The 23,859-nt window shown below is 70.3% G+C and carries 19 protein-coding genes and 1 pseudogene; 9 read left to right on the top strand and 11 right to left on the bottom strand.

The window, feature by feature from the left end; all coding sequences use genetic code 11:
* Positions 1-77: 77 nt before the first annotated feature.
* Positions 78-221: pseudogene (locus SGFS_RS11745) on the top strand (nitrite reductase (NAD(P)H) small subunit); the annotation flags it as partial.
* A complete protein-coding gene (locus tag SGFS_RS51380; RefSeq protein ID WP_350283993.1) occupies positions 221-712 on the top strand; it encodes a TetR/AcrR family transcriptional regulator in 492 nt (163 codons plus the stop codon). The pseudogene SGFS_RS11745 and the gene SGFS_RS51380, both read left to right, overlap by 1 nt.
* On the opposite strand, the gene SGFS_RS11735 is transcribed toward SGFS_RS51380, so the two are convergent.
* Genes SGFS_RS11735 through SGFS_RS11720 form a run of 4 tightly spaced genes read right to left on the bottom strand, consistent with a single transcriptional unit; the run spans position 707 to position 5,810 of the window.
* Positions 707-1,543, bottom strand: coding sequence for an ABC transporter ATP-binding protein (locus SGFS_RS11735; protein ID WP_286249793.1), 837 nt, complete (start codon positions 1,541-1,543; stop codon positions 707-709). The genes SGFS_RS51380 and SGFS_RS11735 overlap by 6 nt on opposite strands.
* Positions 1,540-3,306, bottom strand: a complete 1,767-nt coding sequence (locus SGFS_RS11730; protein WP_286249792.1) for a dipeptide/oligopeptide/nickel ABC transporter permease/ATP-binding protein — start codon at positions 3,304-3,306, stop codon at positions 1,540-1,542. The genes SGFS_RS11735 and SGFS_RS11730 overlap by 4 nt, the downstream gene beginning before the upstream one ends.
* Complete coding sequence (locus SGFS_RS11725) at positions 3,303-4,244, bottom strand: ABC transporter permease (RefSeq protein WP_286249791.1); 942 nt, start codon at positions 4,242-4,244, stop codon at positions 3,303-3,305. The genes SGFS_RS11730 and SGFS_RS11725 overlap by 4 nt, the downstream gene beginning before the upstream one ends.
* A gap of 9 nt (positions 4,245-4,253) precedes the next feature.
* Complete coding sequence (locus tag SGFS_RS11720; protein WP_286249790.1) at positions 4,254-5,810, bottom strand: ABC transporter substrate-binding protein; 1,557 nt, start codon at positions 5,808-5,810, stop codon at positions 4,254-4,256.
* Positions 5,811-6,311: 501 nt separating this feature from the next.
* Here SGFS_RS11720 and SGFS_RS11715 point away from each other — a divergent pair.
* The 3 genes from SGFS_RS11715 (at position 6,312) to SGFS_RS11705 (ending at position 8,584) form a co-directional block, all read left to right on the top strand.
* Positions 6,312-7,313, top strand: coding sequence for a LacI family DNA-binding transcriptional regulator (locus SGFS_RS11715; RefSeq protein ID WP_286249789.1), 1,002 nt, complete (start codon positions 6,312-6,314; stop codon positions 7,311-7,313).
* 138 nt (positions 7,314-7,451) lie between these two features.
* Positions 7,452-8,372, top strand: a complete 921-nt coding sequence (locus SGFS_RS11710) for an alpha/beta hydrolase fold domain-containing protein (RefSeq protein ID WP_286249788.1) — start codon at positions 7,452-7,454, stop codon at positions 8,370-8,372.
* Between the two features lie 44 nt (positions 8,373-8,416).
* Positions 8,417-8,584: a family 1 glycosylhydrolase gene (locus SGFS_RS11705; RefSeq protein WP_286259890.1), complete on the top strand. Its 168-nt coding sequence runs from the start codon at positions 8,417-8,419 to the stop codon at positions 8,582-8,584.
* A gap of 51 nt (positions 8,585-8,635) precedes the next feature.
* Here the strand turns inward: SGFS_RS11705 and SGFS_RS11700 are convergent, their stop codons facing one another.
* Genes SGFS_RS11700 through SGFS_RS11685 form a run of 4 tightly spaced genes read right to left on the bottom strand, consistent with a single transcriptional unit; the run spans position 8,636 to position 15,633 of the window.
* Entirely contained in the window at positions 8,636-10,885 is a 2,250-nt protein-coding gene (locus SGFS_RS11700; RefSeq protein ID WP_286249787.1) for a glycoside hydrolase family 3 C-terminal domain-containing protein, read from the bottom strand.
* A 28-nt stretch (positions 10,886-10,913) separates the two neighbouring features.
* Positions 10,914-13,556 carry an alpha-L-rhamnosidase gene (locus SGFS_RS11695; protein WP_286249786.1) on the bottom strand — a complete coding sequence of 881 codons (2,643 nt, stop codon included), beginning with the start codon at positions 13,554-13,556 and terminating at the stop codon, positions 10,914-10,916.
* Positions 13,553-14,329: an alpha/beta hydrolase family protein gene (locus SGFS_RS11690; RefSeq protein WP_286249785.1), complete on the bottom strand. Its 777-nt coding sequence runs from the start codon at positions 14,327-14,329 to the stop codon at positions 13,553-13,555. The genes SGFS_RS11695 and SGFS_RS11690 overlap by 4 nt, the downstream gene beginning before the upstream one ends.
* Positions 14,326-15,633 carry an MFS transporter gene (locus SGFS_RS11685; RefSeq protein WP_286249784.1) on the bottom strand — a complete coding sequence of 436 codons (1,308 nt, stop codon included), beginning with the start codon at positions 15,631-15,633 and terminating at the stop codon, positions 14,326-14,328. The genes SGFS_RS11690 and SGFS_RS11685 overlap by 4 nt, the downstream gene beginning before the upstream one ends.
* 210 nt (positions 15,634-15,843) lie before the next feature.
* Here SGFS_RS11685 and SGFS_RS11680 point away from each other — a divergent pair, with 210 nt between their 5' ends.
* Together SGFS_RS11680 and SGFS_RS11675 are read left to right on the top strand one after the other, a co-directional pair.
* A complete protein-coding gene (locus tag SGFS_RS11680) occupies positions 15,844-16,860 on the top strand; it encodes a LacI family DNA-binding transcriptional regulator (RefSeq protein WP_286249783.1) in 1,017 nt (338 codons plus the stop codon).
* 505 nt (positions 16,861-17,365) lie between these two features.
* Complete coding sequence (locus SGFS_RS11675) at positions 17,366-18,370, top strand: alpha/beta hydrolase (protein WP_286249782.1); 1,005 nt, start codon at positions 17,366-17,368, stop codon at positions 18,368-18,370.
* 68 nt (positions 18,371-18,438) lie between these two features.
* Here SGFS_RS11675 and SGFS_RS11670 read toward each other — a convergent pair whose 3' ends face one another.
* From SGFS_RS11670 to SGFS_RS11660, 3 genes are all read right to left on the bottom strand, one after another.
* Positions 18,439-19,314, bottom strand: a complete 876-nt coding sequence (locus tag SGFS_RS11670) for an aldo/keto reductase (protein WP_286259889.1) — start codon at positions 19,312-19,314, stop codon at positions 18,439-18,441.
* Between the two features lie 308 nt (positions 19,315-19,622).
* On the bottom strand, positions 19,623-19,838 hold the full coding sequence (locus SGFS_RS11665) for a hypothetical protein (RefSeq protein WP_286249781.1): 216 nt from the start codon (positions 19,836-19,838) through the stop codon (positions 19,623-19,625).
* A 419-nt stretch (positions 19,839-20,257) separates the two neighbouring features.
* Positions 20,258-21,160 (bottom strand): transposase family protein, encoded by a 903-nt coding sequence (locus SGFS_RS11660; RefSeq protein WP_286246902.1) that lies wholly within the window; start codon positions 21,158-21,160, stop codon positions 20,258-20,260.
* Between the two features lie 168 nt (positions 21,161-21,328).
* On the opposite strand from SGFS_RS11660, the gene SGFS_RS11655 reads away from it, so the two are divergent.
* Positions 21,329-22,492: a pentapeptide repeat-containing protein gene (locus SGFS_RS11655; protein ID WP_286246900.1), complete on the top strand. Its 1,164-nt coding sequence runs from the start codon at positions 21,329-21,331 to the stop codon at positions 22,490-22,492.
* Positions 22,493-22,667: 175 nt separating this feature from the next.
* Positions 22,668-23,837, top strand: coding sequence for a beta propeller repeat protein (locus tag SGFS_RS11650; RefSeq protein WP_286249780.1), 1,170 nt, complete (start codon positions 22,668-22,670; stop codon positions 23,835-23,837).
* Positions 23,838-23,859: the final 22 nt, after the last annotated feature.

Genomic DNA, 23,859 nt, shown 5'->3' with positions numbered 1-23,859 from the left:
CATCGGTCTCACGCCCCCGCGCATGCTTCCAGGAGAACGATGCCCGACAGCGGCTACACCTACCTCCGCACGTTCGACGTGTCGAATGCTGGCTGCACGGCTCCCGGTTCGACCTGCGCACCGGAGAGCCGCTCGATCCACCGGCTTCACGGCCGGTCCCCGTCTATCCGGTTCGCATCGACGACGGAAGCGTGTACATACGTGTGGCGGGAGAGGGCTGATGGAAGCACCGGGCTGCATCGCCGCCGACGCCGAACGAGCCGATGCCGCCCGCAACCGCGCCCGGCTGCGGGAGGCCGCCCGCAGCCTGGTCGGTGAGCACGGCGCGGAACGCGTGACCATGGAAGCGGTCGCGAGAGAGGCCGGCGTGGGAAAGGGCACCCTCTTCCGCCGGTTCGGTGACCGGGACGGCCTCCTGGTCGCACTCCTCCGGGACGCGGGAGTCGGCGGCGACCACGACATGCTCGCCCACGCCATGCTCGCCCTCACGACCATCGAGACGGCGGACTATCTGGGCGGCGAGTGCGACATCCCCGTGGAAGGCCTCCAGGCCTCCAGGCCTCCAGGCCACCTGGGCGGACCTACGACTGGTGACCCGACCGGACGGGCGGGACCGAGTGCCGACGTGACGCCGGTCGGATGTGGGATGTGGGATCCGGTGGTCGGGTCGACTGTCCAGAGCGCGACAGCAGCCGCCGCCGATCTGTCATGAGGTCGCTTCCACAGCCAGTCGCTGGTCACGGCGGTTGCGCTGGGCGATCGGGTCGGGGACGGGGGCGGCTGCCACCAGCCGCTGGGTGTACGCGTGCTGCGGCCGGTCGCACACGTCGGTGCTGCGTCCCTCTTCCACGATGCGCCCGTGCTGCAGAACCAGGGTGCGCGCGGCGAACTCCTTGACGACGGCGAGGTCGTGGGTGATGAACAGATACGCGCAGCCCAGTGTGTCCTGGAGTTCGGAGAGGAGTTCCAGGGCGGCGGCCTGGGTGGTGACGTCGAGGGCGCTGGTCGGCTCGTCGCAGATGATGAGCTTGGGCTGCCGGGCGACCGCCCGGGCGATGGCGACGCGCTGGCGCTGACCTCCGCTGAACTGGGCCGGATAGCGGTCGGCCGCGTCCTCCGGCAGGCCGACGCGGCGGAGCAACTCGCTGATGTGCTCCCGCACTTCGTGGCGTGACCGGGTCGAACCGGAGAGCAGGGGCTCGGCCAGCGTCCGGCCCACCGGCAGCGCGGGGTTGAGCGACCCGTACGGATTCTGGAAGATCGCCTGGAGGTCGGAGGACAGCAGGCGGCGGGCACGGCCGGTGAGATGGGTGATGTCCCGCCCGTCCAGCACCACGCGTCCGCCGCTGACCGGGGTGAGGCCCAGTACCGCTCTGCCGATGGTGGTCTTGCCCGAGCCGGACTCGCCCACCAGGGCGACCGTCTCGGCGCGGCCGACCTCGAACGACACGTCCTCGATGACGGTGGTCGGGGGCTTGCGGAAGCCACGGGTCGGGTAGCGGACCGCGAGGCCGTCGATCTGGAGTACGGATGTTCCGGTCACGCGATCCTGCCCTCGGTACGAGCGATGCTGGGTGTGCTCTCGATGAGCTTCTTCGTGTACGGGTGCCGGGGCCGGTAGAAGATGTCCTCGACCGAGCCCTCCTCCACGATCCGGCCCTGCTCCATCACGATCGCGCGGTCGCAGCTGTCGGCCACCACCCCCAGGTCGTGCGTGATCAGGATGATCGCCATGCCGTGCTCGTCGCGCAGCGAGCGCAGCAGGTCCAGGATTCCCGCCTGCACGGTCACGTCCAGTGCCGTGGTGGGTTCGTCGGCGATCAGTACCTTCGGTGACCCGGCCAGTGCCATGGCGATGATGACGCGCTGGAGCATGCCGCCGGACAGTTCGTGCGGATGCCGGCGCGCGACGTCGTCCGGGTCGCGCAGGTGGACGCTGGTCAGCAGTTCACGGATCCGCTGCCGGACGGCGTCCTTTCCGCCCGGCACGTCACCGGTGCGCCGGATGACCTCGGCCAGTTGGGAGCCGATGGTGAAGTACGGGTCGAGCGCCACCATGGGTTCCTGGGACACCAGGGCGATGTCGCCGCCTCGGATGTTCTGTAGTTCCCGTTCCGGCAGGCCGGTGATCCGGGTGCCGGCCAGCCATGCCGAGCCGCTCGTCACGGCCCCGTTGGACGGGAGCAGTCCGAGCAGGGACAGGCCCGTCACCGTCTTACCGCTGCCGGATTCGCCGACGAGACCGAAGATCTCACCGGGGCGGACCGTGAAGCCGATGGAGTCGACCACCGTACGCGGCTCCTGCGCGGTGGCGAAGGCGATCGAGTAGTCGCGCACGGCGAGTACCGCTCCGTCCGCGAGTACCGCTCCGTCCGACGGCCCTGCGGATTCCTGGGAGGCCGTTGCGGGAACCGGCCGCCGCAATCGGCCACCCGTGGCCTGCCGCCGGTCCTGTTCGAGGTCACGCAGCCCATCGCCGACCAGCCCGAAGGACAGGGACATGAGGCCGATCACGCCACCGGAGACGAACAGCAGGTAAGGGTCCTGCTGCATGATCTGCGCGGCCTCTCCGACCATGCCGCCCCAGCTCGGGGCGGGCGCGGGCGTGGCCAGTCCGAGGAATCCGAGGCCGGTCTGGATGGCGAGGGCGTTGCCGGAGAAGAGGAAGATCGGGACCAGCAACTGCCCTGTCAGCCGGGGGAGGATGTGTCGTGCCATGATCCGTGCCGGGCCGAGCCCGGACACCCTGGCGGCGTCCACGAACAGTTCCTCGCGCAGCGCGATGCATGAGCTGCGGATGATCCGGGCGAGGCCCGCGGAGGCGAAGAAGCCGAGCGTGAGCATGGCGGCGACGTTGCTCTGGTAGAAGATCGCGAGGACGGCGAGCGTGATGATGACCGCGGGGACCGAGAGCATGATGTCCAGCACGGCGACGATGACCCGGTCGGTCCAGCCGCGCAGGTAGCCGGCCAGCATGCCCAGCGACATGCCGAAAACGGCGTAGACCAGTACGGCCACCCCCACCCCGACCAGGGTCGGCCGTCCGCCGTAGAGCAGCCGGCTCAGCACGTCGCGGCCGAGGACGTCGGTGCCCAGCGGATGGTCCGCCGACGGACCGGACAGAGTGTGGAGCAGGTCCTGCGCCAGCGGCGGGTGCGGTGCCAGGAGCGGGGCGAGGATCACCGCGACGCTGATCCCGGCGACCACGACGAGCGATGCGGCGGCGACGGGACGGCGCCATATCCCGGCGAAGGGGTTGATCCTCGCCCGCGATCGCGCCTTCGGAGGCGCCTCGACAGTGGTCATTCCGTACGTACCTTCGGGTTGAGGAGGCTGTAGAGGACGTCGACGAGAAGGTTCACCACGATGACCATGACCGTGAAGGTGATGGTGAGGCCCTGTACGACCGGCAGATCGTGCTGGTTGGTCGCGTCCACGACCGTGGTGCCCAGACCGGGCAGGGTGAAGACGTTCTCGACGAGGATCGTGCCGGGTATGAACGTGATCATCATGAGGCCGATCGTGGTCACCACCGGCAGTCCGCAGCCACGCAGTGCGTGCTTCCAGACGATCGAGAAGGGCCGGATGCCGGAGGCCCGCAGCGTTCTGATGTGGTCGAGGCTGAGGGTGGACAGCATCGCGTCGCGAGTGACCTTGGAGATGAAGGCGACACCGCTGATCGAGAGAGAGACCACGGGCAGGACGAGGCCGGCTGCCCATTGCCCCGGTGACTCGGCGAACGGGGTGTACCCGGTGGCGGGGAAGAACGCGAACTTGACCGCGAACACCGCGACCAGCAGCAGCGCGATCCAGAAGTTGGGCACCGCGCTGCCCAGCAGGGACACGATGTCGAACAGTCGGCGGCTGACCCGGCCGCGCGTCGCGCTGTACACGCCGAGTACGACGCCGACCAGGCTCGCGAGCACGGTCCCCCCGATCACCAGCGCCAGGGTGACCGGCAGGCGTTGCCCGATCAGCCCCAGCACGGATTCACCGGTGAACAGCGAGCTGCCGAGGTCACCCCGCAGGATGTCGCGGAGGTACAGCCAGTACTGCACGGCGACCGGCTGGTCGAGGTGCATCGCGGCCTTGAGCGCGTCGTACTGCTCCTGCGTCGCGTTGATCCCGAGCACCGTTCGTGCCGGATCTCCCGGCACGAACGACTCCAGGAGGAAGGTGATCGCCGAGACGATCACAAGGAGCGGGATGGACAGCGCCAGCCTGCGGAGAATGATGGGAAACATCGGCCCTCGTCAGCGGGTGGTCCACAGGGTGTTGGAGGTCAGCTGTGCGCCGCCGTCCGGGAACTTCACCCCGCGCAGCTTGTTGTTGTACATGGCGATCGTGTCGGTACCGGACACCGGCAGGGCGAGCGCCTTCTTCACGATCACGTCGGTGAGATCCTTCGACGCCGCCTCGCTGGACTTCGGGTCCGCCGCGGCGAGCCGGGCGTAGGCGGCGTCGACGTCCGGGTCGGCCACGCCGAAGACGTTCATGATGCCCGTCTTGGTGAATGGCGGCTGTTGTGCGTAGAAGTTGGGCTCGCCACCCGTGCCGGGCGAGAGCACGGTGGCCGCGTACTTCTTCGTCAGCAGGTCGTTGATCCAGGCGCCGAAGTTCGTGGCGGCCCTCAGCTTCAGCTTGACGCCCACCTCGGCGAGCTGGGCCTGCACCGCCTGGACCATCTTGGTCGTTGAGGGGTCGAACGACCCGTAGTTCACCGGGATGGTCAGCCCCTTCCCGTAACCCGCCGCCTTCAGCAGCTTCTTGGCCTTGTCCGGGTCGTAGGGGTACATCTTCGCGGCCTCGGGGCTGTAGCCGTCGTAGCCGGGCATCTGCGGCTGGGAGACCGGCGTTCCGTAGTCCCCGTAGACCGCCTTCGTGATCGCGGAGCGATCGATGGCGAAGTTCAATGCCTGCCGGACACGTTCGTCGCCCAGTCCCTTGACGACGGTGCCTTCACGGTCCAGGAGGAACAGGCCGGCCCAGGTGGTGGGCTTCTGGAGCGTGGTGATCGCCTTGTCGCCCTTGACGGTCGGCGCCACGTCCGGCGTGCCGTACATGAGATCGATCTGCCCGGACTTGAGGGCCTGTACCTGGGAGTTGACGTTCGGCATCACCCGGACGGTGATCTTCTTGAAGTGGATGGCGGACTGGTCGTAGAAGTTCTTGTTCGGGATGTAGACGTAGTGGTCGCCGGAGACCGACTGCTGGGCGCTGTACACGTACGGTCCGGCGCCGAAGGTCGAGGAGGCCAGTTTCTTCGGCACCTTCAGCCCAGCCGGGCTGATGATGGCGCCGCCCGTGTACGGGGGCGTGAACAGGGTGCCCATGTCCGGGTTCGGCGTGGGGCTGGTGATCACCACGGTCGAACTGTCGGGCGTGGAGAACGCCAGGGGTCGGAACCAGGCGGCGGCGGGACCGCTGCCCTTCTGGAAGTACTTGAACGACTTGACGACGTCCGCGGCGGTGATCGGCGTGCCGTCGGCGAACTTCACGCCCTTGCGCAGGTGGAGCTCGAACTTGGTGTTCCCCTTGCCGACATAGCCCCACTTGTCGGCCAGCCCGGCCCCCAGGGTGCCGTCGGCCTTGCGGGTCAGCAGCGTGGCGTAGGCGGGGTCCATGTAGTTGAGGAAGGGACCGACAGCGACCTGGGCGGGGTCGAGGCTGTTGGGCGCGGAGGACAGGGCGATGGTCAGGGTCGTCTGGCCGGAGCCGCTGCCGCTGCCCGTCTGTCCACCGCCGCAGGCGGCGAGCGTGAGCGTCGCGACCACGCCGATCGAGGCCTGGAGTGCGGTTCTTCTCTTCATTGAGGGTCTCCGATGTAGAGGGGGCCGAGGCAAAAAGGAGCGAGCGCGGCTCGCGAAGGGGGGACCGCCGAGGCTGAATGCCCGGCGGGCGGATTTGCAAGTGTTCAGCTGAGGGCTCAACGGAGGAAGCCGCTGAAGTGCCTGGCGGTGCTGGTCCGATGGCCGGGCGGAGCGCGTGAGCGGTCACGCGGCGCCGGGGACGGTGTTCCCCTGCGCCCGACCGGGGCGACCGGTGATGGCGGCAGAGGGATGGCGGAGTCCGCCGTGGTCTAAAGGGCCGGCCCTGTCGACGTACCCGGAGGATCACTCCGTCTCGTGGGTGCCGCAGGCCGTCTGCTTCAATGTCGGCGACTGGATGAGTCGGTAGGGCGTCCCATCGCACAACCTCGCATCATGGCTACTTGGAGTAGCTATAACGTGTCGCTAACACGTTATAGTGGATGTCCGTAAACTAACTGTGTCTCCTGCGTTGCGCAAGAGGTTCGTGGAAGGTGGTCGTCGATGGCACCGCGAAGCGGGAGAGTGACGAGCGCGGATGTGGCCCGTGAAGCCGGGGTGTCACGGGCCACGGTGAGCTTCGTCCTCAACAACACGCAGCATCAGAAAATCACCGAGGCGACGCGTCAGCGCGTGCTGGCGGCGGCCGAGATGCTCGGCTACGCTCCGTCGGCCGCGGCGCGAACGCTCCGGTACGGGCGCTCCGACGTGGTGCTCGGCCTGCTGCCCGACTGGCCGCTCGGCTACGCGGCCGGCCAGCTGGTCCAGGAGCTGACGCTTGCGTTCGCGAAGAGAAATCTCACCTTCGTCGTACATTCCGGTATCAGAGGAGCCCGCTCGCTGGGCGAGATCTGGAAGGCCCTCACACCGGCCGCCGTGCTGGCCTTCGAGCCGTTCTCCGACTCCGACGCGACGGCGATGCGGGCCGCGGGCATCGAGGTGATCGCCGCCCTGTACGACGACGGGGGGCTCGGGTCGGGCGAGAGCGTCACCAGCGCGAACGCGATCGGTGCGGCGCAGGCACGCCATCTGGCGGCCTCCCACCGACGGCTGGGATACGCGTACCCCGACGACGAGCGGGTCGCCGTTTTCGCCAGGCCGCGCCTGGAGGGTGTCCGCCGAGTCTGCGCCGAGCTGGGACTGCCCGACCCCGACGTCCGGACCGTCCCGCTGACACCGAGCGCCGCCGCCGACGCGGTCCGGTCCTGGCTCGGCGCCGATCCCCAGGTGACCGGCATCTGCGCGTTCAACGACGACGTGGCCATGAGCGTGCTGGCCGGTCTGCGGCACCTCGGCCTCGAAGCACCTCGGGACATGGCGGTGATCGGCGTGGACAACAGCCCCGCCGCCGCGGTGTCCTACCCACCCCTGACCACGGTGGTCCAGGACCTCCCCGGGATCGCCGAGCTGTACGCGAACTCGGTGAGTGTCGCGCTCGACGGCGCGCAGGTGCCCGGAAACCCGGTGGAGCCGCAGGTCCGGCTCGAAGTCCGCGACTCGACGTGACGGCCTGAGCTGCCACGGCGGAGGTCCGCCGCAGGGGTGGCCGCAACCGGTGGCGCCGGTTGTCGGCCATCCCGGTTCCGCTGTGCCCCCAGGTACGCCTGCTGCCCCAGGCCCCCGACATCACGAAAGGCGGCCACCATGCCCCTCGACCCCTATCTCGCGGAGAGACTGCATCTCCTCGCCGGCATGGCGTTCCCCGATCTCGCCGACCCGGACGCCCGGTCCCGGTTCGGCGAGTTCATGCGGGATCCGACGCAATGGGCACAACCCGATGTCGTGGTCGAGAACCGTGAGACGGCCGGCCCGCACGGCGCGGTGCCGGTCAGGACGTACACCCCGAGGTGCCCCGCCTCGACCGCCGTCCTGTGGGTGCACGGCGGCGGTTTCCTCGGCGGCGACCTCGACATGCCCGAGGCGCACGTCGTCGCGGCCGAACTGGCGGCGCGGGCCGAGGCCGTGGTGGTCTCCGTCGACTACCGGCTGGCGACGGACGGTGTCCAGTACCCCGTTCCGCTGGACGACGTGTGCGCCGCGTGGCGGTGGCTGAGGACCGAGCTGGCCGGCGACGTCGAGCGCGTGGCTCTCGGCGGGGCGAGCGCGGGCGCCGCACTGGCTCTCGCCGCGGCCCTCCGGGACCGTGACGAGGCACTGCGGCCGGCCGATCTCCTCCTCCTCGCCTACCCGTTCGCGCACTTCCCCGTACCGGCCCTGGACAGCGCCATGGCTGCCGAAATGACGGCCCTCCCGCCGACGATGCGGTTCACCACGGCGGACGTCGAGTTCATGGTGCGGAACTACACCGGCCGGCTCACCGACCTCCCGCGCGACGCCCTCCCCGGCGCGGCCGCGCTGCACGGCCTGCCGCCCGTTCACCTGCTGGTCTCCGAGTACGACGACCTCCGGCCGTCGGCCGAACTGCTGGCGCGGCAGTTGACCGCTTCCGAGACAGAGGTCAGGACCTACCTGGCCGCCGGTATGCCGCACGGCCACCTCAACCGGACCCCGGCACTCGCCGAGGTCGACCGCTCACTCGACTTCTTCGCCGACGCCCTGCGGTGAGGCGGCACGACGCCGCTGCTCGGACACACGGGTGAACGACTTACCTGTCGACGGCCGTCACGGTCGACCACTATCACCGGTTCCGCGACGACGACGCCCTGATGCGCGAACTCGGCGTCGATTCCCACCGGTTCTCGCCGAGCCGGACCGTGCGGGACCGCGAATGGGAGCGGCCCGCTGCGTGTCAGGGAGCAGCGGGCCGCCGTCTGTGAGCCCGGTCTCCGGGACCGGGTGCGAGGGGAACCGAGGTCGGTGGGCTTCGGTTACGCCTCGCTCGTCTTCATCAGCCGATCCAGCGTCTCGGCCGGAATCGGCTTGGGGAGGAACCCGAGGAACTGACGCATCGCCATGGACGACAACAGGCGCAGGGCGCCTTCGTTGCCCTCCAGGACCTCGTCGGACTGTTCCCGGGTGAGCCCGGACGTCATCGCCGCGGTGAGGGCAGGGCCGACCGAGGGATGCCCGAACCACTCGCCGGCGGTGGAGTCGAGGGTGATCGGTCGCGGCACGCTGTCGCCCTTCAGGACGAGCGCGGCGGTGGCGGTGACGTCGTGGGCGTTGTCCGCGAGCTGCACCCGGTACTGCCCGGCGGCGACGGTCCAGTCGTCGCGGGTGATGTCCCAGTAGGCGAAGGCACGGCGGTCGAGGGCGATCTCGACGGTGGTGGACTCGCCCGGCGCCAGAGCCACCTTGGCGAAGCCGCGCAGTTCCCTGGCCGGACTGCTGACCGGGCGCCTGGGCGCGGTGACGTAGACCTGCACCACGTGTTTGCCGAAGCGGTCGCCGGAGTTGGTGACGGTGACGCTCATCGTGGCGGTGTCCGGCCCGGTGGGCGTGACCAGGAAGTCGCTCTGCTCGAAGGAGGTGTAGCTCAGGCCGTGCCCGAAGGGGTAGCGGACGGCGACGTCGGCGGTCTCGTAGTAGCGGTAGCCCACCATGACGCCTTCGCCGTAGCGGACATGGCCCTGCTCGCCGGGGAAGTTGAGGTAGGACGGGTTGTCGCTCAACCGGTACGGGATGGTCTCGGCCAGACGGCCGGAGGGGTTGACCCGCCCGGTGAGCACGTCGGCGATGGCTCCGCCGCCGGCCTGGCCGGGCAGCCAGGCCTCGATCACGGCGTCCACATCGTCGTGCCAGCCCTCCAGGGAGACGACACCGCCGTTGATCAGCACCACCACCGTGCGGTCGGCGGCCCCGGCCACGGCACGGACCAACTCGACCTGCTCGGGCGGCAGCAGGATGTGCTCACGGTCGTAGCCCTCGGACTCGTCGGCCTCGGGCAGGCCGACGACGAGTACGGCGACGTCGGCCCGCGAGGCCGCCGCCACGGCCTCCGCACGCAGTCGCGCGGCGTCGGAAAGGCCGGCGGTGCGGTACCCCTGGGCGAAATCGACCTGGGCGTCGGGCAGTACGGCACGCAGCTCCTCCAGCGGGCTGTCCACCCGGGTGGCGTTGACGTGGGAGCTGCCACCGCCCTGATGGCGCAGGGCCGTGGCGAACTCGCCGATGACGGCGACGCGGCCGGTGGGAGCGAGCGGCAGCGTCCGGTCGCGGTTCCTCAGCAGCACCAGCGAGTCGGCGGCGACCTCGCGAGCCAGCCGGTGGTGCGAGTCGAAGTCCACCGTCACGGGGTCCGCCTGGGCGCGGACTCGCCCGGCGAGGGCGCGCAGCCGGGCGACGGCCGTGTCGACGACGGCCTCGTCCAGCTCACCGGCCCGGACCGCGGCGGCGACCCGCGCATCGGTGTCGCGACGAGTGCCGGGCATCTCCAGGTCGGTTCCGGCGAGCAGTGCGGCGACGCGGTCGCCGACGGCTCCCCAGTCGGAGACGACCAGCCCCTCGAAGCCCCACTGCTCGCGCAGCACCCGGGTGAGCAGCCAACGATTCTGGGCGGCGTAGATGCCGTTGATCTTGTTGTAGGCGCACATGACGGTCGCCGGGCGTGCCTCGGTCACGATCCGCTCGAACGCGGGGAAGTAGATCTCGCGCAGGGTGCGCTCGTCGACGTCGGCGCTCACCCGCATCCGGTCGGTCTCCTGGTTGTTGGCGGCGAAGTGCTTGACGGAGGCGCCCACGCCCTGGCTCTGGACCCCGGCCACATGTGCCGTCCCCAGCACGCCGCTGAGCAGCGGGTCCTCGGAGAAGTATTCGAAGTTCCGGCCGCACAGCGGCGAGCGCTTGATGTTGACGCCCGGGCCCAGCAGTACGTCGACACCCAGGGCCCGGGACTCACGGCCGAGCGCCTCTCCCACCCGCCCGATCAGTTCCGCGTCCCAGCTCGAGGCCAGCGCGACCGCGGGCGGGAAACAGGTCGCCGGGTGACTGTCGTGCAGTTCGAGGTGGTCGGCGTCCGCGCGCTGGAGCCGGACGCCGTGCGGACCGTCGCTGAGGACGAGGGAGGGAATCCCCGCTCGCTCGGCGGGCTTGCTCGACCACATGTCCCGGCCCGAGAGCAGCGCGGTCTTCTCGTCGAGGCCCAGCTCGGCTGCGTCGTGATCGTGGGGGGTCGCCATGGGTGCGGCTCCTTGGGTGGATGACGTCTCAGGAACTGGTGACCGGACGCAGGGACAGGAGATGGCTGCCGGATTCGAGTCGGTCGACGGCCTCCGTGGAGTGCCAGCCCTCAGGGGCGCTGAACCGTCCGGTGGTGCCGGGCGGCAGAACGGCCTCCACCGTGAGGGTGTCGCGGCTGATCGACCAGGCGACGGACGCGGTGCCGTACGGAGTGGTGACCGATGCCTCGGCGGAAGTGAGCGTGCCGCCTGGGCGGGGGGCGAACTCCATCGTGCGATAGCCGGGGGCGACGGGTCGCAGACCGGCCACGGACCGGTGGAGCCAGGAGGCGACCGCGCCGTAGGCGTAGTGGTTGAACGACAGCATCATGCCCGCCTTCTCGACGTCGATGGTGCCGTCGGGACGAATGGCGTCCCACCGCTCCCACATGGTGGTGGCGCCCCGGGCGACCTGGTAGAGCCAGCCCGGGCACTCGGTGTTGAGCAGCAGTCGGTACGCCTCGTCCACATGGCCGGTGCCGGTGAGGGCGGGCAGGACGAACGGAGTGCCGAGGAACCCGGTGGCGATACGGCCGCCGTTGGCGCGCACCAGGCCCGCGAGAGCCTTGCCCACCTCGGCGCGCTCGGTGGCGGGCGCGATACCGAACTCCAGGGCGAGCGCACAGCCGGTCTGGGTGGTGCGGGCGTGGTCGCCCCACTTGCGCCAGGCGGCCTGGGCCGTACGCCGGTGCAGGGCCTCGTACCGTTCGCCGTCGTCGAGGTGGCCCAGTTCCCGGGCCGCGTCGGTGAGCAGCCGGGCGCTGTGCGCGACGAAGGCGGTGGCGACATAGGCGGAGTCGGTGGTGGCGCGCGCCGGGTCCTCCGGTGGCGCGGCGGGGTCGAGCCAGTCACCGAGCTGTGCGTTGCCGCTCCAGGTCCCGTCCTCGTCCAGGTGGTCGACGGTGAACTCGACCCATGCCCGCATCGCCGCGTAGTGGCGGTCCAGCATGCTGCGCCGGCCGTAGGCGTCGAAGAGGGCGGCCGGTACGACGGTGGCGGCGTCGCCCCAGCCCGCGGCGCCGCCCGCGTGCGGAAGCTCGGCCGGCGGCAGCTCGCCGAGCGACACATAGGGGATCACCAGCGGGACCGCGCCGTCCGGTCGCTGTTCGATGCGGAGATCGGTGAGCCAGCTGTCGAGGAAGGATCCGCTGTCGAAGGTGGCGCACGCCGTCGGGGCGAAGGCCATGATGTCCCCGGTCCAGCCGAGCCGTTCGTCGCGCTGCGGGCAGTCCGTCGGCACCGCGAGGAAGTTGCCGCGCTGGGACCGTACGACGTTGGCGTACAGCGTGTTCACGCGCTCGTCGGAGCAGCGGAACTCGCCGATACGGCGCAGGTCGCTGGCCACCACCTCGACCTCCACCGCCTCGACGGTCACGGCCGGTGAGGTGGCGATCTCGGCGTACCGGAAGCCGTGGAAGGTGAACTCCGGCCGCAGTTCGGCCGTGCCACCGGCCAGGGTGTACTGGTCGGTGGCCCGGGCGCCGCGCAGGATGCTCGTCAGCAGACGGCCGTCGCTGTCGAGAACCTCGGCGTGCCGGACGGTCACCGTGCTGCCCGCCGGGCCGCTCGCGCGGAGCCGCAGCCAGCCGGTGACGTTCTCGCCCGCGTCGAGGGCGATGGTGCCGTCGGGCAGGGTCCGCCGCTCGGGCCGGATGACCTGGACGACGCGCACGGGTGGGTGTGCCCGCTGGGTCAGCCCGGCAGGCAGAGGGAGTGTGGCGACCGGTTCCCACTCGCGGTCGTCGAAGCCGGGCAGTTGCCAGCCGTGGGGCTTGCGGCGGAGGTCGCGTTCGCAGCCGTCGTACAGGTCCGCCGCCAGCAGATCGCCGTAACCGCTTCTCCAGCGGCCGTCGGTGGTGATGGTGACGCGGGTCCCGTCGGCCAGGCCGACTTCGAGCTGGGCGAGCAGAGCCGTTGTGTCGCCGTAGACGTCGCGGTTCTTGTGCCAGGTGAGATGGCCGCGGTACCAGCCGTCGCCGACCGTGGCGGAGAGGGCGTTGGTGCCGGGCACGAGCAGGCCGGTGACGTCGTAGGTGGAGTAGAGCAGACGGTTGGGGTAGCTGGTCCAGCCCGGTTCCAGCACGTCGTCGGAGACGGGCTTGCCGTTGATTGCGGTGCGGTGCACGCCCAGCGAGGTCACGTAGAGGCGTGCGGACACCGGCTCCGCCGGGAGGTGGAACTCCCGGCGGAGCAACGGCACGGGGCCGGGGGAGGAACGGCCCCGGTCATCGGGCACATGGACGGGGCGGGCCACCCAGTCCATGTCGTCGAGCAGCGCGGCCTCCACACGGGCCGGGTCGCTCCATCCCGTCCACCCGAGATCGGTGCGGACACGGACACGCCAGTACCGGATCTCGCGGCTGTTCAGCGGCTGCGCCGGCCACGGGTGATCGGTCACCGTGTCGGACTCGACCGCTCCACTGGACGCGCTGTCGGAGAACGACGGGTCGGCCGACACCTCGATCTCGTAGGCGCGCTGCAGGACGCCCGGCCGCTCGCTCGTCAGCGACCACGACAGGCGCGGCTCGGGGTACGGGGTGGCCACCAGACCGGAGTCGTCCGCGGTGCGCAGGCCGGTGACCCGGGTCGTGGTGTCCGTCGCGGGGAGTGCCGCAGTGCTCGACGTCTTCATCGCTGGAGGTGCCTCCGGAAAAATCGCAGCGTGGACCGGTGCAGTGTGGTGCGGTGGGGGACGGTTCCCCAGGCGTGGTCCGCGCCTTCGACGATCTCGAGTTCCGCGTTGCCGTCGTAGTGGTCCAGGTAGCGGCGTACGTACTCCAGGGGAGCGGCCTCGTCCTTGTCGCCGTGCAGGATGTGGACCGGCCCGGTGTACGCGCTGGACCGCCCGTACACGTCGAGACCGGCGATGTCCTCGACGAGAGCGGGGCTCACCCGGTGGCCGTCGGCGTCGAAGTAGCCCTTCGCCGCGATCTGCGGTGCGACGCTGCGGCCCTTGAGGTAGCCCCTGCCGACCTCGAAGGGGGCGACGGCCGCCGGGGACCACAGGCACAGCGCGCCGATCCCGGGCTCCTCCGCGGCCGTGATGCCGGCGACCACGCCGCCCATGCTCATCCCGACCAGGCCGATGCGGTCGGGGTCGACGAAGTCGAGGGCCCGGACCGCCCGCAGGATCGCACGGGTCTCGGCGATCTCCTCGGTGATGGTGACGTCGAAGAAGTCGCCGTCGCTCTCCCCGTGTCCGGAGAGGTCGAACCGGACCGAGGCGATGCCGTCCGCCTGCAACAGCCGGGACATGGCGACGAAGTTCGGCAGTTCGAGCCGGTTGGAGGTGAAGCCGTGGACGAACACGACGGTCGGATGGCGGGTTCCGGCCGGACCTTCGGGGACGTGCAGCGTGGAGCGCAGCGTCAGGCCGTTGTGACGGAAGTCGTGGTGGCGGATCAAGGAGCAGCCTTTTCGGTCGTCTCGGGTACGGGAGCGCCGCTCGGTTCGGCAGGCTCCTCGGGCTGGGCGGCCCTGGGCAGGCGCGGCACCCAGACCAGGCCGATCACCGCCGAGACCGACGTGACGCCGAGGAGCAGGCCGAAGAACAGCCGGGTGTGGCCCAGGGCGAAGGCGGGCGTGCCCAGCGCCGCAAGTCCGGCGAAGGCCCGGGTGAAGGCCATGGTCACGCCGGTCGCGGTGGCCCGCAGCAGGGTGGGGAAGAGTTCCTGGGACCAGATCTTGTAGATGGACTCGCCGGCGAAGGAGTTGCCGAGGCCGGAGATGAGCATGACGGCGACCAGGGTGAACCTGCCGGGCCCGAACAGGGCCGGCAGCGCCCAGGCGATGACGATCAGGGCGGTGCCCGCCGCGAACCAGGCATGCCGGGCCGGCCTATCGATGACCCGCATGAACACCAGTCCGGCGACAAAGCCCACCGGAAGTCCGAGGAGGGTCAGCTGGGAGAACTGCGCGACCTCTCCCTTGGCCAGAGCGGTCCACAGGAAGGTGCCGAACTGACCGAGGGTGTTCGCGCCGAGGTTCCAGGTGGCGTAGTAGAGGCCCGTCGCGAGCAGGGCGTAGCCGGTCGGCGCCCGGAAGAGATCCCGGACGCGGCTGAACTCGATGGTCTCTGCGGTGGTGTTGGGATGTGCGTCGGCGGCCCGGCGGGCGGCTGCCCACTCGGCCGACTCGGTGAGGGTGAGGCGCAGGAGCAGCACGACGACGGCCACGACCAGCAGGTGCGCGAAGAGAATCCGGCCACCGGACATGCCCTGCGCTCCCACGAAGGAGCTGAGCATCAGCACGGCCACGATGCCGGCGAGCCAGAGCATGCTGGAGAACAGCACCATGGTGCCCTTCTTGCCCTCTGGCGCTTCCTCGTTGACGAGGGCCAGCGACACAGGGAGATCCGCGCCGATGGCCAGGCCCGTGGTCACGACACCTGCGAAGAGCAGAGCCGGGCCCGTCGCCACGAGAAGCAGCAGGACACCGACCGCGTACAGCACGAGCGAGAAGGTGAAGATCGCGCGGCGGCCGAATCGGTCGCCCAGCCGGCCACCGAGGAGCGCACCGGCGGCGAACGCCAGGGTCTGCAGTCCCAGCAGGGATCCGATGGTCTCGGGGCCGAGTTGGAGCGGAGCGGCGTAGTAGCCGCCGATGGCGATGCCCGACGTCACCAGGGCGGCGGCGTCCAGGTAGGACGCCATGCCGGCGAGCGTCGCGGTCTTCCACGGGTTGCTCGTGGTGCTTTTCAGGCCAGACATAGGTCCTCTTCGCTGAGTACCGGGGACGGTGGGGGCCCTGAAGCGTGGCGCCTGGGGAGAGTTATCGAATTCCACTACAGAGCGTTACTTAAACGCGCCACTTAAACGTGTAGGTTGACTGAGCGGGTAAGCTAGCCCGCAATCGCGGGGTTTGGCAAGAGGTCTGTCAGAGGGTGGGGTTGCATGGCGGGGACGTCCAGAGGCAGACGGGTGACCAGTGGGGATGTGGCGCGGGAGGCGGGAGTCTCGCGGGCGACGGTGAGCTACGTCCTCAACGACACCCCGCACCAGAAGATCGCCGAGGCGACGCGCCGCCGGGTGTGGGACGCCGCCGCTCGCCTCGGCTACGCGCCCTCGGCCGCGGCGCGCGCACTGCGGACGGGGCGTTCCGACATCGTGCTCGGCGTCCTGCCGGACTGGCCGATCCAGCATGTGCTGGGGCGGCTCATCCAGCTGCTGACCAACGCCTTCGCCGAACACGAGTTGACGTTCCTCGTGCACTCGTCGGCGCAGCCCGCCCGGCCCCTGCGGGAGGTCTGGAGAGCCCTGACACCTGCCGCGGTACTCGCGCTGAACGAGTTTCCCGAGGCCGAGGCCGACGCCATGCGTACGGCGGGCATCGAGGTCGTCATGACGATGCACGGCTCGGCACGGGGAGATGTCCGGTTCCCTCCTGTGTCCGGGGAGCGGGGGGACGTCCGGTCCCCTCTGGTGTCCGAGGAACCGATCGGCGCGACGCAGGCCCGGCATCTCGTCGACTCGCACCGCCGAATCGGCTACGCCTACCCGGACCTGCCCCGGCTCGACGTCCTGGCCCAGCCGCGACTGGACGGGGTCCGCAGGGTCTGCGCCGAACGAGGCCTCCCCGAGCCCGATGTCCGGACGGTCCCGCTGGAGCTGAATGGTGCCGTGGCAGCGGTGAAGTCATGGCTCGCCGCCGACCCGCCGGTGACGGGCATCTGCGCGTTCAACGACGACATCGCCATGGCCGTGCTGATGGCCCTGCAGTCCCTCGGGCTGCGCGCCCCGCACGACCTGGCCGTGATCGGCGTCGACGACATCCCCAGCTCGGCTCTGCTGCGACCGTCACTGACCACGGTCGTCCGCGACACCGAGACCCTCGCCCGGAGTCTTGCCCGCCGAGTCGTCGACGCCCTTGACCAGAAGGAGCTGCCCGCCGACCCCATCGAGGACCCGCTGCGGGTTCAGGTACGCGACTCCGCCTGACCGGTGCCTTCGGCCGTCGACCGGTGGCAGCGCGGGCCGGTACCGGACGCGCTTCCTCGGACGGCCAGGGGCCGCCCCACTGTCGTACCGTCGCCACGCGAAGTGGACGGTGACGCCTGCGGGAGCCCGGGGAAGCCCCGCAGGCCACAGGCCATAGGGCCCCAGCGAGGAGGGGCTGGACGGCGAACGGGGTGTCCGGTTACGGTGCCGCCCGTCTCCTCCGCGAGAGGCGTCCCGGACACTCGAACGAACGCCGAGGCCGCTGCCCGCCGCTCGGCAGGAGACGTACGCACGCGCACGGCCGGGAAGAAGCGAGCGCACTCGGCCGACCCCCGTGTGAGCCCGTACTCCAGGGCCTCGACCCCATCCCCTTCGAGGGGTGCCGCTCGCCCTCGCGGCCCCCCGGCGCTCGACGAACAGCACCATCACCGCATGACTTCGCCGCGCCGCGATGCCTTTCCATCCGGGCCGCGAGCACACCGATGACCGACCCCAGGAGGTCCAGATGACCACGCTCCCTCCGTCCCCTCCGCCCGCTCCGCCCGCTCCGCCCGCTCCGCCCTTCGACCCTGAGCTGGCCGCCGCGCTCGTCGAACTCGGCGATGTGGCTCCGACGTCGGCGACCCCGGAGGACATCCCTGCGGCGCGTGAGCAGATCAACGCCCTGGTCGCGCTCATGACGAACGACGAACTGAGCTGTGGCGGGTTCTTCGAGGTGCAGGAGCGGGCGGTGCCCGGTCCGCCGGGCGCACCGGAGGTCTCGCTGCTGATCTGCCGGCCCACCGCCGCGCCGGGCCCCCGCCCGATCGTCTACTTCACGCATCCAGGGGGCATGGTCGTGGGCACCAACCGGCTGGGCCTGCCCCTCGACTGGGCGAAGGAACTGGGCCTGGTCGTGGTGTCGGTGGAGTACCGCCTCGCCCCCGAGCATCCGCACCCGGCCCCGGTCGAGGACTGCTACGCGGGTCTGCTGTGGACGGCGGACCACGCCAAGGAGATCGGCGGCGACCCGGACCGCATCATCCTGGCAGGGGGCAGCGCGGGCGGCGGACTCGCCGCGGCCCTGGCACTCCTCGCACGTGATCGCCGGGGCCCTCGCCCCATCGGTCAGCTGCTGATGTGCCCGATGCTCGACGACCGCAACGACACCGTGTCCGCCCACCAGATGGCCGGGCTCGGCGTATGGGACCGCACGGCCAACGAGACCGGCTGGAACGCGCTGCTGGGCGAGGCCCGCGGCACCGACGACGTCTCGCCGTACGCCGCGCCGGCCCGCGCGGACGACCTCTCCGACCTCCCTCCCGCCTTCATCGACGTCGGCTCCGCCGAGACCTTCCGCGACGAGGACGTCACCTACGCCTCCCGTATCTGGCAGGCCGGGGGAAGCGCCGAACTCCACGTATGGCCGGGCGGCTTCCACGGGTTCGACGGCCTCGTGCCCCAGGCCGCGCTCTCGGTCGATGCTCAGGCGGCGCGTTTGCGGTGGCTGCGGCGGTTGTTGGGGGAGTGAAGGGTGAGTGAAGGGAGAGCTACGCGCGGATGCGCGTCGACCGTGCGGGCTGCGGGCGGGGCTCCTCGTCAGGATTGTGGGCGTGCGGTCTCGTCCGAGGCCGCTTCCCGGCTGCCGTCGGTGACGGCATCAACGATACGTAGCTCGTCCGGGCCCAGAGAGAGCCAGGCGGCGGAGGCCGAATCGGCTGCCGTCTCCGGGCGTCCGGCGCCGCTGATCGGCAAGAGTGACTCGGAGCGGTGCAGCAGCCGGGCGAGTAGCAATCGGGGGGCGGAGACGCCTCGATGTGCCGCGAGGTCCAGGAGGGGGCGGGCCGAGGCCTCGCCCGCGTCCCATCCTCCCAGCGGTGAGTAGGCCAGAAACGGAATGCCGTGGCGCTCGCATTCGCGCAGGAGTTCATCGTCGCCCCCGTTGTGCACCGAGTACGGGTTCTGAACCGCATCGATCGATGTGACCGTCCGTGCGGCGGCGAGGAGGCCACGGTCGACATTGGAGATGCCGATGGCTCGGATCTTGCCCTCGGCGCGCATCTCGCTCAGAGCACCGACACTCTCGGTGAAAGGTACGTCGGCGTCCGGCCAGTGCAGGAAGTACAGATCGACCGTCTCGCGTTTCAACGCCCGCAGGCTCTGTTCGACGTCTGCCCGCAATGCGGCGGGCCGGGCATCGTTCCTCCATTCCATCGGTCCCGCTCTGAAGTGGCCGCCCTTGGTCGCGACCATCACGGCGCTCCCGTCCTCGCGGGAGGCCAGGACATCGCCGATGAGACGCTCGTTGTGCGCCTCCTCATCGACGGTCGTGTAGGCGCGAGCAGTGTCGAGGAGGTCCACCCCGCTGTCGATCGCCGCGTTGATCGTCGAGGTCGCCGTTTCTCGGCTCAGGTCCGGTCGCAGCGACAACGCCGCTCCTCCGAGGGCGATCGGCCAGACACGGCGTCCAGCCACCGATCTTGTCGCAGGGTCGCCATGACCGTCCGATCGTCCTGCCCGCTTCACCACGCGCGTCCCTTTCCGGCCATTGCGTCGGCGCCTGCCATCGCACTGCGGCAGTACTTCGTGCTTCCGGAGCCTTTCGGATCAACAGGCGACGATACCGAGGCGAGGCCGTGGAACGAGGAGGTGAGGGCCTCCCGGCAGGTCGGAATCGCGAGCGGACCGAGGGCCGGGAGGCCGCGGCGCCACTGTGCATGGTCACAGCCCTGTTCGCGGGGACCGACAGAACCCCGGCCCGTGCGGCAGCGGCCTTGCTCACCTCAGAAACTGGCCGGCCCACCAGCCGTGACGACCACGCCGATGCCGGCGTTGGGGGTCGTCGCCTGCGCGACGTTCACATCGACGACATCCGTGATGCCGACTATGCCTCGACCGGCGGTGATCCGCGGGGTACCCAGTGTGGGGCGGCCGGTCATGAGGATGACCCCATCCAGCGGGATGTCCGTGCGGTCGAATGCTTCCGCGATCCTGCTCATTCGTTCCTCCACTCGAGTGATGTGCCGGATACCTGTCTCTCCGGTCCTCTTCCGTGGGAAACGATGCCCAACCCGGCGGCCTCCCCGCATCGGGGAAAATGCGTAACTCCCGACCGCTCACATGCGCGCGCCCGGGCGGCGCGGACGGTCAGCCGCCGAGCCGGACGTTGATCCGGTCCATCACGGACGCGTCCGTGAGCGTGGTGACGTCGCCGATCTCCCGTCCCTCCGCGATGTCCCGCGACAGCCGACGCATGATCTTGCCGGAACGCGGCGAGTGGCGCTCGTCGGCGATGACCCGCTCAGCCGGCTGCGCCTGCCGGTTGCGGTCATCAACTTCGGTGTGGCCAGGGTCGCTTACAGCCTTGGGAGCGATTGAGTTCGGGGCGTGCTGGCCTGGCGGGTTGGCTGGTGGGTGATCAGCAGGCGGCCTGCCGGGCGAGCACCAGCTCAGTGCTCGCCTTGCGGCGGGTCGCCCGCCGGGCGGAGCGGTCAGAGACCAGGGTGGCGATCGCGAGGTGAGTCTCGGCGTAGGTCTCGCGGCGGCCGGTGAACCGCTGCAGGGGCCGCCACTGCTTGTACTCGGCATTGGTGTGCTCCACACAGATCCGCGCGGAGGACTGGCGGCGTCGCTGCTCGCGCCAGGCGTGGTGCTCGCCCAGCGGCGCGTCGTCCTTCGGCTTCTTCGGCGGGGCACTGACCTGGCCGGGGAACTCGTTGGCCAGGCCCCGGTAGCCCTCGTCGACTACAGCCTTGACCTTGGGGTGCCGGAGGAACTGCTCGGCGATGCCCTCGGTGCGCACGGCGGTCTGGTCGTGCATGCGGCCCGGCCGGACCACGCCGCTGAACAGGGTGCGACCCTGCGGGTCACTGAAGGTGGTGGTCTTGATGGTGTTCTGCTTCTTCTTGCCGGAGACGAACGCCTTGCGGCCGGAGCGGTGGGCGCGGGGGCGGCGGACCTGCACTTCGGTGCCGTCGATGCGCAGGTCAACGCCCTCCGTGCCGGCGTAGGCGAACAGGTCCTCCAGCGTGCGCAGCCGCACCCCCGGCCGGTCCGGGACGGCGAAGCCGCGGGCCGCCAGCAGCGGGCGGACCTCGCGAATCGCTCCGGAGACGGTGGAGCGGTCCACTGCGTACAACTCGGCTAGAGCGGCGTGCGGGATCCCAAGCCGCAGGTGGACCAGCGTGACCAGAAGTCGGTCGACGAAGACCAGGCGCTGCTTGGGCCCGGCGCCGGCCGCCCGTCTCCGGTCTCCGCCACGCCGCTCGTGTAGCGCCGACTCCCGCGCGGCCTGCCATCGGGGCGCGAGTTCTTTGAGCAACTCGCCGAAGTGTGCGCGCGGGACCCCGGACAGGGCAGGATGGGAACAGGCCGCACGGGCCCAAATAAACCTCACAACTTACCCAACCCGTAAGGCCGTTCTCATGTCACGGGCCAGTGCCACAGCACTCTTGATCGTTTACTGAGTGGAGCCTAGGCTCCTGTGCCCATGGAGATGGGGGAACCGGACCGCGGGCGGCGGGCATGGCGCGACGGGCTGGTCAGGCGTCGTGCAGCCGTGGCTCTGCTGGCCGGGGCGGCGGGGCTGGTCGTTCTAGGCACGGTGTTCGTCGTACTGCCGGGTGTGGTGGTCGACCACGATCTCGCCGGGGCGAGCGTCGCCGCACAGGATCGACTGAAGGCGGTGAACGATGTCCGTACGACGCTTCTGCAGGTGGTCGGCGGCCTGGTCGTGCTCTTCGGCGCGTACGCCACCTGGCGGCAACTGCGGGTGAGTCAGGACGGTTTGCGCGCCACCCAGGAGGGCTACGTCACCGACCGATTCAGCCGGGCCGTCGACCAGCTCGGCAGCGACAAGCTGGATGTGCGCATCGGCGGGTTGCACGCGCTGTGGCGGATCGCCGAGCAGTCCGCCCGCGACCGGGAGGCCATCATCTCCATCCAGGCCGCGTATCTGCGTACGCACCTGCCCTGGCCACCCGCCGGGCCGGAATCACCGGCGGCAGACGTGCCCATCAACGACATCGCACCCCTGGAGACTCGCGCCGCCGACGCCCAGGTGGCGCTGACCGCGCTCGGCGTGCTGTGCCAGCACCGGGAGCAGTCCTGGGTCAATCTCAGCATCACCGACTTGCGCCGGGCCGACTGCGACGGACTCTGGTTCCCCGAGGTCAACTTCGACCGCGCTTGCCTGGAGGCCGCGGGCCTGTACCACGCCAATCTGACCCAGGCGTCCCTGGTCTCGGTCAACCTGCGGCACGCCGACCTCACGACTGCGATTCTCCGCCGGGCTCGCTGCATTCTGGCCGACCTACGGGGCGCGAAGCTGGTCGAAACCGACTTGCGTGACGCCGACTTCACTGAGACCGACCTGCGCGAGGCGAACCTGCGCAAGGCCGTCGCCCACGGAGCGGTCTTCCAACGCGCTGATCTCCGCATGGCCGACTTGCGCGGCACCGACTTGAGCACCGCCAACCTTGTCGAAGCACGCCTGACCGGCGCCGTGGCCAGCGAGCACACCCGCTGGCCCGCCGACTTCGACCACACGGCCGCCGGAGTCGTCGACACCGATGACCCTGGCCCCGAGCCCTCGCCCCTACTCCAGCCCCCGGGGATGACGTGGCAGGCGCCACCGCTGCGGTCCACTCCCTGACCAAGACACGCCGGTCAAGACAGCGGCGACCGCGATCCGCCTGACGGCACCACTCCTCCTCAGCGGCGTCCTGATCGCGCAGGGGCCCAGACCGCCAGGCAGATCCGGGGCTGGTATCGCTCCCAAGGTCGTTACTCCCGTCGGGGCGGCCGCCGACTCATGTGAGGATGTGGCCATGGCATGGCTGAGGAATCGCGGTGGGCGGACGGTCGGGCTCGTGGCCGCGGCGAGTGCGGTGCTGGCGCTGACCGCCTGCGGCACAGGTGGCGCCGGGGACGGGGGCTCCGACGACGGGAACTCCGGGGACCGCGAGGCGAAGTACAAGCGCGTCCTGCGAGACCCTCATCCGCGCCCCGCCGACGTCATCGAGATGGCCGGCGCACCCGCCGACGTGGTGCGCGCGGACGACGGCTCGCTGCTCCTGACGTACGACCTCGGCAACGTGGAGGACGACGAGGGGCCGGCCGCCACCGCCTGGCGCATCGTCAGCCGCGACGGCCGTACGGTCGCCCAGCACGCGGAGCATACGGACATGGAGGCGTCGCGGGTCTCGTTCAAGGGGGCGCCGGGGGGCTTCGTGCGGGTGCCGGACGAGGGTGCCAAGGGGGCGTACGTTCTTGATGTGCGCGGCAAGCGGCACAAGTTCGCCGTGGCCGAGAGGCCGTTGGGCACCCGCCGCGGCGACATCCTGCTCTCCGAACAGCCGTCGACCCTCGTCTACCGCCCTGCCACGCGCACGGTGGCGCCGCCGGCCGGTGTGCCGGAGGCCGCCATCGGCTTCGCCGTCGACGAGCGGGGCACGGTCTGGAGCATGGTTCAGCCTCTGACTGAGGAGCCCCACAGTGTCGTGTGGCAGCGTGACGGTCGCACTCTCGGCTCCGAGGCTGTCGCGAAGCCGTACTTGGGGGGTGACCTTGCGGCGCGGGGCGGTACCGCGGCGCTGTCCCTGGCCCAGGTGGTGGGTGAGGACGAGGACGGGCTCGAGGATGTGCGTGTGCGTGGCCTGCTGGTGACGACGGACGGCGGCAGGCACTGGCGGACGCTCCTTGCCGGTGGCATTCCCTGGAAGAAGCTCAATGCGGGGCCGGAGTCGCTGGTCCTGGAGGTGCTGTCGGACGGGCGGCTGCTCGTCGGCGGGACGGGTGGCCGTTACTGGCTGGCCGCCGACCGTGCCAACGGCGTCTTCCGCGAGCTGAGGACGCCGGCGGCGTTCACGTCGTTGACCGTCGAGGGCACGACGCTCTACGGCATCGTGGACGCGGCGACGCCGTCGTACGACCTGGTGAAGGGTGAGGGGCTGTATGTCTCTCGCGACGGCGGACGCGAGTGGCGGCGCCACAAGTAGCTCGGAGCGGTGGAACGGGGCG

It is taken from the genome of Streptomyces graminofaciens, from assembly GCF_030294945.1.
Lineage (GTDB): Bacteria > Actinomycetota > Actinomycetes > Streptomycetales > Streptomycetaceae > Streptomyces > Streptomyces graminofaciens.
Note: the sequence above shows the minus strand (reverse complement) of the source record. Positions and strands in the feature narration are given on the sequence as shown.